Annotated in this window: 9 protein-coding genes and 1 tRNA gene; 2 read left to right on the forward strand and 8 right to left on the reverse strand. The window is 48.7% G+C overall.

Going from position 1 to position 10,257, the window contains the following annotated elements; all coding sequences use genetic code 11:
- Positions 1 to 29: 29 nt before the first annotated feature.
- From VGM48_RS10495 to VGM48_RS10505, 3 genes are read right to left on the reverse strand one after another with little or no spacing between them, the layout of a single operon-like run.
- Entirely contained in the window at positions 30 to 1,508 is a 1,479-nt protein-coding gene (locus VGM48_RS10495) for a glycoside hydrolase family 125 protein (protein ID WP_331578777.1), read from the reverse strand.
- A gap of 50 nt (positions 1,509 to 1,558) precedes the next feature.
- On the reverse strand, positions 1,559 to 2,893 hold the full coding sequence (locus tag VGM48_RS10500) for an APC family permease (protein ID WP_331578779.1): 1,335 nt from the start codon (positions 2,891 to 2,893) through the stop codon (positions 1,559 to 1,561).
- Positions 2,890 to 4,188 (reverse strand): aminotransferase class V-fold PLP-dependent enzyme, encoded by a 1,299-nt coding sequence (locus VGM48_RS10505; protein WP_331578781.1) that lies wholly within the window; start codon positions 4,186 to 4,188, stop codon positions 2,890 to 2,892. The genes VGM48_RS10500 and VGM48_RS10505 overlap by 4 nt, the downstream gene beginning before the upstream one ends.
- Before the next feature lie 55 nt (positions 4,189 to 4,243).
- Here VGM48_RS10505 and lpxB point away from each other — a divergent pair, with 55 nt between their 5' ends.
- Positions 4,244 to 5,416, forward strand: a complete 1,173-nt coding sequence (gene lpxB, locus VGM48_RS10510) for a lipid-A-disaccharide synthase (RefSeq protein WP_331578783.1) — start codon at positions 4,244 to 4,246, stop codon at positions 5,414 to 5,416.
- Positions 5,417 to 5,586: 170 nt separating this feature from the next.
- Here lpxB and VGM48_RS10515 read toward each other — a convergent pair whose 3' ends face one another.
- Positions 5,587 to 5,760, reverse strand: a complete 174-nt coding sequence (locus VGM48_RS10515; RefSeq protein WP_331578785.1) for a DUF6728 family protein — start codon at positions 5,758 to 5,760, stop codon at positions 5,587 to 5,589.
- 385 nt (positions 5,761 to 6,145) lie between these two features.
- Here VGM48_RS10515 and VGM48_RS10520 point away from each other — a divergent pair.
- Positions 6,146 to 6,218 (forward strand) — tRNA-Ala (locus VGM48_RS10520).
- A gap of 105 nt (positions 6,219 to 6,323) precedes the next feature.
- Here VGM48_RS10520 and VGM48_RS10525 read toward each other — a convergent pair.
- The 4 genes from VGM48_RS10525 to VGM48_RS10540 all read right to left on the reverse strand — a co-directional run.
- Positions 6,324 to 7,817, reverse strand: a complete 1,494-nt coding sequence (locus VGM48_RS10525) for a P-loop ATPase, Sll1717 family (protein WP_331578787.1) — start codon at positions 7,815 to 7,817, stop codon at positions 6,324 to 6,326.
- Between the two features lie 229 nt (positions 7,818 to 8,046).
- Positions 8,047 to 8,799, reverse strand: a complete 753-nt coding sequence (locus VGM48_RS10530) for a hypothetical protein (protein ID WP_331578789.1) — start codon at positions 8,797 to 8,799, stop codon at positions 8,047 to 8,049.
- A gap of 82 nt (positions 8,800 to 8,881) precedes the next feature.
- On the reverse strand, positions 8,882 to 9,841 hold the full coding sequence (locus tag VGM48_RS10535) for a hypothetical protein (protein WP_331578790.1): 960 nt from the start codon (positions 9,839 to 9,841) through the stop codon (positions 8,882 to 8,884).
- Positions 9,842 to 9,896: 55 nt separating this feature from the next.
- A partial coding sequence (locus tag VGM48_RS10540) for a hypothetical protein (protein ID WP_331578792.1) occupies positions 9,897 to 10,257 on the reverse strand: 361 nt, incomplete at its 5' end.

Here is a 10,257-nt window from a genome sequence, read left to right on the forward strand (position 1 = left end):
CCGACAGAGGTCGCCATTGCCAACTCCGTCTAACTCAGCAGCGCAGGATGCTCATGGTACACCTTCAGCACAAACTCCCCAAAAAGGGTGTTCGCCCAGGCAAACCACTTGCGCGTGAACTTCGCCGCATCATCCTTATGAAAGGATTCATGCATAAAACCCGTCCCGGCATTGCTTTGCTGCAGCATCTTCAGGCAATGCGCCATCTCCTGCGAGTCATGACTGGTTAGTCCGCGGATGATAATACTAAGCGGCCAGATCATCTCGGTGCCGACATGCGGCCCGCCGATCCCTTCCCCGGCCTTGCCCTTGAAGAAGAACGGATTCGACTCGCTGAGCAGCATCCGCCGCGTATTCTGATAGACAGTATATCCCCGTTGCTCTGGATGCAGCACAGATAGCGGACCCACAAAATGCGGGGATTGCAGATAAGGCAGCCCCAGCAGACTGGGTACATTCGCATCATCCATTAGGGTATGATTCCCAAAACCGTCTGCCTCATAGGCAAACACCTCTCCAAACACCGGGTGGGTGATGATCGCGTGCTCCGTGATGGCCGCGCTTAGCTCATCCATCAGTTTATAAGCGGCATCATCCACCGGCTTGCCATGCGCCCCGATGGCCTGGAACAGCGCCCGCATATCGCTAAGACTGTTCAAGGCAAAAATATTCGAGGGGATCAGGAAGGGATAGATCGTCGCATCATCGCTGGGGCGGAACATGGAATGGATCAGCCCTACCTTCTTCGTCGGATAGCCATATCCTCGCAATGGCACCGTATCCGTCGCAAACTCGGTCTTCCGCATAAAATGGTAAGGCCCCTTCCCTTCTTTGCGCTGTTGCTCGCGAAAGGTTTGCAGGATCTTCTCCATCGCCGATATCCACTCCGCGTCGAAGGGGGAAGTGTCCCCGGTGATCTGCCAGTAGCCATGACTCAGGCGGATGGGGTAACAAATGCTGTCGATCTCCCACTTCCGCTCATGAACGCCCGGCTTCATATCCGTCAGATCGGTGGCCTTCCACTCGCTGATCTTGGTCTCGTCCTTATAAAAAGCATTGGCATAGGGGTCCTTCAGGATACACTTCACCTGGCGGTGGATGACCCCGCGGATCAACTGCTGCAAGTCCTTGTCTTCTTTGCAAAGCGGGATATAGGGCCACACCTGGGCGCTGCTGTCCCGGAGCCACATCGCATCGATATCCCCGGTGATGACATAGGTGTCAGGTTTGCCGCCGATCAGTCCAAAGTCAACCGTCGTATCGAGCGTATTGGGAAAGCAGTTCTCGAAAAGCCACCCGATCTCCTTGTTGCCGGCGCTGGCCCGCACCTCCCGGACCATCTTTTCTACGGCCTGGCTCTTGAATTTCCGCTGTGCCTCCGGTATCCTCACCACAGGGAACTCGGCCCTGGCGGCACTCTCACTGATTTCACCGATACCCCGGCCGGCTATCATTACCCCCGCCGAAGCAAGCATACCCTGTTGAAGGAATTTTCTGCGTTTCATCATATGGACCAACAATTTTGGGATCGCGCCGGATCCTCCGGCTCGGGCCGAATCTACGTTATTTTCTTTTTAGCAACCGCGGGCCAGCTGTTCCGGGCCAGAAAATACACCACCGTGCCGCAAGCCATCAAAAACAGCCCTAGCAATGCCGCGACACCCGTCGAATACCACTCGAAAAGCCAGATCGCCACCGACAGCACCACCGGCAGTGGATACAGCCACATCCGGAACGGCAGGTCAGCCGTCCCCTTCCTTCGCCGGAGCAACACCACGCCGATCGCCTGCGCAACGAACTGAACAAGGATACGCATGGCCAGGATCGCATTGATCGCATCCTCCAGCCGTAGCGTCAGGCTGCAGATGAACCCCAGCCCGCCGACAAAAAGCAAGGACACATAGGGGAAGTTCAGCCGGGGATGCAACCGGGCAAACCAGGGGAAGAAATTTCCATCCGCCGCTGCCGCGTAAGGGACCCGCGAATACCCGAGCACCACCGCGAAAAGCGAAGCAAAGGCGATCCATAATACCAGCATCGTCGCTACCTGTGCCGTACGGGGACCATAGATCCGCTCCATAAAAAGACTGATGGCAAACTTCGAATGCATCGCCTCCTGCCAGGGGATCACCCCGACGACACTCCAGTTCATCGTAAGATAAAACGCGGCGATACAGAAGATGGAGATAAAGATGCTTCGCGGGATATTCTTTCCCGGGTTTCGGATCTCGCTGCCCAGGTGGCAAACATTATAATAACCAAGATAGCTGTAGATCGTCTTCACCGAGGCGTTTCCGATCAGCAGCATAAAGGAAATACTGAACATGTTCTCCCCATGCTGTGGCAGGGGCGAATAGGCCACCTGGTGATGCGTGAACCCGCTGATGATGATCCATAGCAGGATGATGATCACCCCCGCCCATAGGAACACCGCCATCTTTCCGATAGTTCGGATATTGCGGAAAAGCAGCGCCGTGATGAGGATCACAAGTACCCCCGAAACGGCCTTCTCCTCCCACCATGTCAGCGGAACGAGATAGTTGAAATACTGCCCGAACCCGATTGCCGCCGAAGCCACTACCAGGGCCGACTGCAGACAGGTCTGCCAGACAAAAAGAAAGGACATCAGCGGACCGCCCTTCTTACCATAGGCCTCTTTGAGAAAATTGTAACTTCCGCCGGCCAGGGGATAGGCCGCGCCCAGTTCGCTCCAGATCATCCCGTCGATAAGCGCCGTAAGCGCTCCGAATACCCAGGCCCAGATAAAAAGGTTGTTGCCCACCAGCCGGATCACAAGGGAGAACATGACAAAGGGCCCGATCCCCACCATATCGATCATGTTGATGGAGGTTGCCTGCAACAAACTTATTTCCCGCTTCAATTCCTGACTCATGCTCTGCCGTACTCCCTTAGCGCGGTGACCAGTTTGTCGAGATCTTTTGTAGTCGTGTAAACATTGGGCGTGATCCGCACTCCATGAATGTTTTCCCAGTTGATAGTCGTCACGTGGATCTTATATTCGTTAAAAAGATAGGCTTCGAGCTTATTCGCATCGGGCTTAGTTGTAAAACCCGCCACCCCGATAGCACACCCGAAACCCGGTTTCAGACTGGTATGATACTGTATCCCCGGTGTATCCCTGACGGCCTCCATCCAATAATTCTTCAGATAGAAAAGCCGCTTCTCCTTCCGTTCCGCCCCGATCATGTCATAAAAGCTGATCGCCTTCCCGATCGCCTGCTCGATAAAAAAGGGCCGTGTTCCCAGATTCTCGAACTTTCGGATATTATCCGACTTGGCCTCGGGCGCCGCGAACAGGGGATACAACGCCGCGATCTTTTCCTTCTTCACATAGAGCATCCCGCTGCCGATACAGGCCGCCAGCCACTTGTGAAGACTGGTGCCAAAATAGTCCGCATCCAGCGAAGGGATGCTGTACTCGAAATGCGCGAAGCTATGCGCCCCGTCGACCAGCACCTCGATCCCCCGTTGGTGTGCTGCATCGGCGATCTTCCGCGCCGGCACGATCTGCCCGGTCCAGTTGATCACGTGGGTGACATGCACCAATTTGGTTCGGGCAGTGAAAGCCTTTGTATACTGGGAAGCAAGATATTCATTATCCTCGCTTGGTAGCTTAAGGTCCACCCAGACCAATTTGATGCCGTCACGCAGTTCCCGTTGCTTCCAGGCATTGATACAGTTGGGATAATCGAACTTGCTCAACACCACTTCATCGCCGGCCTTCAACGGAAGACCAAAGATAACTGTTTCCAGTGCCTCCGAAGCATTCCGGTGGATCGCGATCTCCTCGGCGGAGCAACCCGATATCCGCGCGAGGTCTTTTCGCAGCGGTTCGCGTCCCTGATCGAGGATCCGCCACATATAATAGCTGGGCGCTTCATTGCAGAAATCGACATATCGTTTCATCGCCTCCTGCACCACTTTTGGTGCTGGCGAGACCCCGCCGTTGTTCAGATTGATCAGTTCGGGACTGACGGTAAAGGATTGCTGGACATAATACCAGAAATCCTCATCGCTCGCCAGATGTTCCGGCGTCCGTAGCTCTGCATGGGATAGAGCCTTATCCAGGTTCCGGCTCCAGGCGGGTTTCGCAAGGCCCGCCAGAAAAGCAGTGGCGGAAAAGGTGCCGAGTGCGTCCAGGAAGGAACGACGATTATAAGCAGCCATAAAGTGTAGTAGGGGGTTTGAGCAACAAGATAAGAAAAAGTATCTTTGCCCCTGCATGAAGTATTACATCATTGCCGGTGAAGCCTCCGGCGACCTCCACGGCAGTAATCTTATAAACGAACTAAAAAAACAGGACCCTCAGGCCGAATTCCGTGGTTGGGGCGGCGACCTGATGCAGGCTGCCGGCGTTCGCATCGTCAAACACTACAAAGAGCTCGCCTTTATGGGCTTCGTCGAAGTGCTCACCAACCTCCGCACCATCTTCCGCAATCTCGATTTCTGCAAACAGGACATCCTCGAATTCCGGCCCGACGCCCTTATCCTCATCGACTATCCCGGCTTCAACATGCGCATCGCCAAATGGGCCCACGCCCAACGTATTGCCCCCAACGCGCCCGCTGCGCCCACCTCCTCCACCAACCTCTTTAAAATAATCTACTATATCTCGCCGCAGGTCTGGGCCTGGAAAGAGAATCGGGTAAAGCAGATCCGCAAATGCGTGGACAAGATGCTCGTCATCCTTCCTTTCGAAAAGGAGTTCTACCGCAAATGGAACTATGAAGTGGAATATGTCGGCCATCCGCTGGTCGAGGTGATCGATGGCTATCAGGCTCCCACCGGCGCCATCCCCGCATTCGAAAAGCCCGTCATCGCTCTCCTTCCGGGAAGCCGCAAACAGGAGATCCTGGCAAAACTGCCGGTCATGTTAAAGGTGAGCACCTACTTCCCCGGCTATCAATTCGTCGTCGCCCGCGCCCCCGGCCAGGACCAGGGTTTTTATGATGAGTTGCTGGCCCCCTACCCCAACGTCGCCGCCGTCAGCAATCAAACCTATGCCCTGCTGCAAAAGGCGCATGCCGCCTGTGTAACCTCCGGCACCGCCACCCTCGAAACCGCCCTCTTCGGCGTCCCCGAGGTGGTTTGCTACAAGGGCAGCGCCATCTCCTACCAGATCGCCCGCCGCCTGATCAAGGTGAAGTATATTTCCCTCGTCAACCTCATCATGGACAAACTCGTCGTGAGCGAACTCATTCAGGACGATCTCACCCCCGAAAACCTCCGCCGCGAACTCGATATCCTGCTCAACGATCCTGCTCGCCGCGCACAACTCACCCGCGACTACCACGATCTCAAAGAATGGCTTAGCCAGGGCGGCCACGCCTCCGCCAACGCCGCCCGCAGCATCGTCGCCTGGCTCCGCGCACAAGCCTCCGCCTGCACCCGCTAAGCGTTCGGCCAGGGTCCAGGTCAATGCCCCGCCACCGTCTCCGCCCGCTAAGCATTCGACTCAGCCCAGCATCCAACCGCACCCGAGCCACCCGCTGAACGCCCAGCCAGGCCCCACGCCAAAGCCGCCGCCAAGCCGTCAAGGCTCGCCTGGCGCTAATGCCTCACTCCCTAATGTCTCTTGAAAACGAAAATGCGCAGGATCAGAAAGATGATCCCCACCAGGAACATGAAGATGGAGATCCGGTTGATCCCATGCATATAGCGCATCCATTGCGTATTGGGCGAATTCGGGTCCCGCTTCCTGATATAAAAGTATTCCGCTACTTGTCTCCAGACTCCCATAATTTCCAGATTACACCCCAAAGATACGCCGTTCGCCCCCGCCGGAAAAATCCATGTCCCATCGAAAAAAATCAGCGTTGCCCCCGGCATTTTGAACGGTATGTCCAAAATTCCTCTATATTTGCACTCCCCAATTGCCTCGCAATCACCGAGTCCTTTAAAAAGGCCCAATGGTTTCGAGGTAAACCGGCCTCACCACCGGCGGGCCAAATAAGGGGAATTAGCTCAGTTGGCTAGAGCGCTTGCATGGCATGCAAGCCTTTTTTTCAGCCGAACAAATTGATAAGGAATTGGTTACAACGAGGAAAAAAGTTGAAAAATATTTTTTTAAAACTCGTTTAAAACCAGAGAATGAAGTTCTTTAATAGGGTTTGATAAGTATCATGGGGAATTAGCTCAGTTGGTAGAGCGCTAGCATGGCATGTTAGAGGTCATCGGTTCGACCCCGATATTCTCCACAAAGGAAAACATAGGCTACTCATACGAGTGGCCTTTTTTATTGCCATCTTATCATAGAAACCGTTATCGGCCTCTTATAAAACAGGTTCGAGCTCGAGGTATTTCTACTTTTCGACTTTGATATTATTTTTAAGCGCATATATGACTTTGGGGTCTTTAATTCTATAAGTCGTTCCACCACTTTCTTGACCGACTTTTTCGACAAGGCCAATGCTTTCCATGCCAATGACGTAATTCTGAGTAGAACTGCCCGTCCCGGCCTTCTCATTTAACTGATTTCTTGTAAATACTTCGCGATCTAACTTTAAAAGATGAGCAGTGTAGGAATAAAAATCCATAGAATTAGATTTCGCGTTTTGCTTTCTTGGATAATACTCGAAATAATTAAATCCCGTGACAAAGTCTTCAATACCTGGTTTAAATGATTTGACCTCAATAACATTCATTTCCGGATTTATTTTATATTGGCATCGCAATAATTTATCAAATAAATGCCATAAATCCCTTGGGTTACTATTAGCTAGGTCGAGCAGTGTAGTAAAATCTTGAGTTGCAAACTGCTCCTCAAAGAGCATTCTATAATCTTTAACCTTTCCATTTGAGAATATGTTCAATCGTTTGTTTAAAGCTTTTGCAAGATCATCATGTGTCCAATTCAATTTTGGGCAATAGTGCTTTTGCGTTCTAACATGCTCAAGTAAATAATTGAATGGCGTTGACCACATCGAAACTATCAGTTGCAATTTCTTATTAAGTAACAGCTTATTGTCTGTTAAAAGTGGCACTATAAAGTCGGCGATTGCTTCACCATTATTTTCTAGTCTTGAATCTTCATCTATTTTGTCCATAATTACCACAATCCTGCTATATCCTAATTTGGTAATAACGCCAAGTGTATCATTCAGCAATTGGTAACCAATTTCCACATCATTAAACTCGACGTCAATTGTCAATGGCAATTCTGGAAAGAAGTTTTTTAATTCAGAACTTTCTCCCAGAGTAGGCATGCCTTTAAAATGCTGAGCGATGTATTCATCTATGAATTTCACGCCGATACTTGCGCTGTAATTTAAAACGCCCCTCCCTCTATTAAATATTCGCCTTAAAGCTCTCTTATACCAAGGGACCTGTATTTTCTCGATTTTTTCCTTAAGAAGTCTCTTGGATACCAGCGGCACAAAATTCTTTAGCAGATACGATAAGAGTACCTTCTCTTCCTTTTTTAATTTATTTATCCTATTAACTTCATCAGATAATTTCTGAAAAAGTGTAATAGATAAGTTTGATAAAAGAAACTTATAAAAGTCAATAGGTTTAAAAGAAATTGGTAAGGCGACAAAATTGTCAATGCTACAGAACAATGAGTTGTTAGGAGTTAACTTTCTTTCAAAATCAAGGAGAATAGCTGTCTTACCAGTGCCTCGATCCCCGATTAGAATTATGGTATTTTGCTGATTAAATGACTGAACAATCGGAGAATAGTCATTTGGTTTAATGAACAAGGTCTCTTCCTTTCCGAGTTCGTTTTCGGTTGTAAACGTGGAAAATGGATATTCTTCAAGTCCGATTTGTTTAATAAATTCTTCAAAACTAGGCATTTAGGGGAAGTTTTGGCTAATATAAGTATTTTATCTAAACTAAAGTGGTTGTAAGGTTCCCCACATCCACAAACCAACAGAATTTGCGGGCGATCGCGCGAACCATGCAATATGTTGTTTTGGCAAAACGCTGATGAAAATTTTTACCGATTCCAATACCTTTGTGAGACACAAGATGCTGGATCATTTTCCCCCAGCAGTTTATTTATGAGGCAATCATGCTAGTTTATTATTTATCGATATTTGCTCTGAAATAATCATAGAATTTTACTGTATTGGTCAATTTCCGAAGTACATCCGCCCCTAGGGGTTTACCATCCATATGACGATTGAACATCAGCTCTGCACTCTTAGCAAGGTTCTTTAAAAACACGTCGTTAATCGTCTTATTAATTGTCCTTAATGCATACTCGTAGGAAGAAGATCCACCCTTGAATGGCACAGGATAATATACAATTTGCTTTTCGTAGATGAGCTCAGTAAGCACTTCGTCTCCAGCCGAAGCTGCTGACCGGTCAATAAAACAGCCAACCCAGTCCTGGGATTCTGCTTTTAAATAAGCGTCCGTCAATGCCTTACCGTAAAGTGAACTATTCTGAAATTGTGACTCCTTTTTATTCTTGAAACTGAATGGCTCGTATTCAATTTCGCCCTTTACGATGCAGCCTCTTACTGGAAACGTGATTTGCATGCATTGCCTTAGAAAATGGCCGCTGGACTCAACCAATTCCTTAAACATCTCAGTCGAAATGTCGTTCGTCCAAAAAATGATACTATCTGAAATGTGCAGACAGTGAATGTTACAATCTGACAGGTCAGGCATGAGACCGCCACCGGGTCTCTCAGCAGTTTTCCCCCTACTTAACGCCATCTGACTGTCGCGTATGAGGTGATTCATGAGCGTAGAGCGTGTGCTCGAATCAGCATTAAATATGAACTCCTTAAATCCCAAGATGTCAAAGTAAGCGAGATACGTTTCCATGAAATTAGATTGTTGGTCTTGGCCATGCTCATCAAAGGGTAAATTCGACTGATTCCTGCTCCAATATCGCCCTTCAGAAGGTTTAGACACTTAATTGCCACATCTCCGAAAATTTAATCAGATGGGGAGAACCATGATTTATAAAATTTTCAACACAAGTCCTAAAAACAAAGATTAAAGCGACCAATAGCAACTTTGGAACCAGGTTATTCTGTCCCATCCATTTAATCTCCTTAACAACATCTTTTTCTTTGAATCTGACTTTTTCCGTGGACCATTCATAAAACGCCAATGTCAGACTTCTCTCTGTAATCACAAGGCTTTCTAGCTGCAATTTTTCCCATACTGCAAAGAGGGTGGCAACAATCTCCACCCGGTCGGTTTTCTCCTTTCTAAAAACATTGATTAACCATCCAATCTTATCCTTCTTATCAGCATAATATCGCTCGAAGTCTCTATGGTGTTCCCCTGCCTTCTCCAAAGGATAATATTTTGGCGTTTTGTCAGAATGATAGATGAACCAATGCTTTATCAAAAGCTGTTTGTCGATGGATCGCATCATCCCAGGATCATAAGGGCCCATAGCTTGCCGGAGAAAATTAACCGGGATGGTCATTTTCTCGGTCTTCTGAGCGAGAAAAATCAGCTTTTGCAACTTCACATGCCCGAAAGTGGGCTCCATATGTAGTTCTTGCACGAACTCGGCGGCTAAGACGATTCTGCGGTAATAATCCACATTCGAGGGAGACACTTTTGCAGGCCCTCCATCTTTTTTTTTTTGTCTTTTTCCCGTCTTGTCCCCAGGTTTGATAAAGACAGGCGCTGGCATGACCAAATTTTTCTTGGCCATTGCTTCTGCGATGAATTGAAAATCCTCCAATTCCTTGGGGAGCGGAAAGTTCGTCTTGCCAAAGTTCTTTTCAAATTCTTCTACCTCTTGTTCAGTTGTAGGAAAAGAGAAACCGAATTTTTTTAAAGCAGCATACAAGACTTCTTCCGCCTTCAATGGGTTCGAGGTTTTCTTGTTGCTTTTTTTTGCCATACACTTTTTGTTATTGATGAATAGGTTCGATAAATATCCGCCGGAGAAGCGAGTATTAAGTATGTATTTTAATATAGTTTAATACCTTCCTGACTGCCCTGAACTTTATTACTCGGAGATTACCCTCTGTAATATTAAGTTCTTCACACAATCTTTTCCGTTCCAAAGCCCTAATTTTTTTGAAAGTCACCTCTCCGGGGCGCATTTCTCTCTCATCGTCCGGGTTTTGCCCCAATTTTCTGCTGATCATAAGTGCTCCATAATCGACGTATACCATCAGGATGTAACGTTGCTCGTCGCTCAATGTTTCCAGGGCTGCCTGTAAAACCTGCCTCTGAATCGATATGTTTCCCACGTCATCCGAAGGATTAAGATCCTCCTCTTCAAACGCTTCATCTCTGCTTGCGGCCTTCTCA

Origin of the sequence: Puia sp. (assembly GCF_036500295.1) — a bacterium.
Classification (GTDB): domain Bacteria; phylum Bacteroidota; class Bacteroidia; order Chitinophagales; family Chitinophagaceae; genus Puia.

Coding starts and splice junctions, on each gene's coding strand:
- VGM48_RS10495 (WP_331578777.1), bottom strand. CDS start 1,508: ATGATGAAACGCAGAAAATTCCTTCAACAGGGTATGCTTGCTTCGGCG.
- VGM48_RS10505 (WP_331578781.1), bottom strand. CDS start 4,188: ATGGCTGCTTATAATCGTCGTTCCTTCCTGGACGCACTCGGCACCTTT.
- lpxB (WP_331578783.1), top strand. CDS start 4,244: ATGAAGTATTACATCATTGCCGGTGAAGCCTCCGGCGACCTCCACGGC.
- VGM48_RS10535 (WP_331578790.1), bottom strand. CDS start 9,841: ATGGCAAAAAAAAGCAACAAGAAAACCTCGAACCCATTGAAGGCGGAA.
- VGM48_RS10500 (WP_331578779.1), bottom strand. CDS start 2,893: ATGAGTCAGGAATTGAAGCGGGAAATAAGTTTGTTGCAGGCAACCTCC.
- VGM48_RS10515 (WP_331578785.1), bottom strand. CDS start 5,760: ATGGGAGTCTGGAGACAAGTAGCGGAATACTTTTATATCAGGAAGCGG.
- VGM48_RS10525 (WP_331578787.1), bottom strand. CDS start 7,817: ATGCCTAGTTTTGAAGAATTTATTAAACAAATCGGACTTGAAGAATAT.
- VGM48_RS10530 (WP_331578789.1), bottom strand. CDS start 8,799: ATGGAAACGTATCTCGCTTACTTTGACATCTTGGGATTTAAGGAGTTC.